At 39.3% G+C, this 1099-nt stretch carries 1 protein-coding gene; it reads right to left on the reverse strand.

Annotated elements, in window-relative coordinates:
* A partial coding sequence (locus ACOVO2_RS25385; RefSeq protein WP_421772668.1) for an ABC transporter permease occupies positions 1 to 1055 on the reverse strand: 1055 nt, incomplete at its 3' end.
* Positions 1056 to 1099 lie beyond the last annotated feature (44 nt).

A 1099-nucleotide genomic window follows, 5' to 3' on the forward strand; every position in this document is an offset into this window, starting at 1 on the left:
CAAAGAATGAAGGCTTCGCCCCAAAACTGTCCCAAAATCTGGTTTTTGACAGCTCCAAGTGCCTTACGCATACCCACCTCTTTGGCTCTTTCGAGCGAGCGAGCAATAGATAAATTAATGAAGTTGATGCAGGCAATTAGCACAACTAAAATACTGACAATCAATAACATATACGGATACGTTTTGTCTTTTACCAACACTCCGCCATTGTGCTTCATAAAATGTTCATCGAGCAAAGGCATGGTTCTGATACTGTAAACCTCGGCACGCTCATCGGGTTTGCCACCTTCTTTTTTGATCTGGTCAATTGTACTTTTGTAATATTTTTGCGTAAAAGGCTTGAGTTTTTTCTCGAAAGTTTCTTGATTAATATTTTCGGCCAACTGAATGTAAAGATTATGATTTTGATTATTCCATTCTTCTTTGTTTGCTTGATACGAAGGATTGTTCTCAAAACGAATCATCATTTCACTTTCGATAGTTGAGTTTTCGGGGGCATCGGCAATCACACCTGTCACTAAAAAACCTTCAGTTTTTTCGCCAAAATTGAGGTTAATCGTCTGCCCAAGTGGTTCGTTACTGCCAAATAGTTTTTCGGCAGTTGATTGGTTGATAACAATGCTTTTCAAGTCATTTAATGCCGAATTCGGATTTCCTTTGAGCATCTCAAACGAAAACATTTTCAAGAAATCGGCATCGACATAATTAAGATCTTGGTCTAAGGTTTTATCGCCCTGCACCACCTGCACGCCGCTATCCATGATGCGAGAAATATGCTTAATTTCTGACTTAAAATCGGCTTTCAAAGCTGGGGTCAATGGTGCGGGCATGGATGTACCCATGCGTGTGCCATCGGCCAGATTTAGTTTGAAAAATACCTTATAAAGATGCTCTTTATTGGCTTGAAAATCATCGAACGAAAGTTCGAATCGGGCAGTTAGGAATAACAACATCGCACTTCCAAATGCGACAGAAAGTCCCACGATATTAATGAGGGCATAAGCCTTGTTTTTCCAAAGGTTACGGATGGCGATTTTGAAGTAATTTCTTAGCATAGCTTTTTCATAATTTATTACTATTCATCTAATGATGTGCCAAA

Origin of the sequence: Emticicia sp., from assembly GCF_049241225.1 — a bacterium.
Lineage (GTDB): Bacteria > Bacteroidota > Bacteroidia > Cytophagales > Spirosomataceae > Emticicia.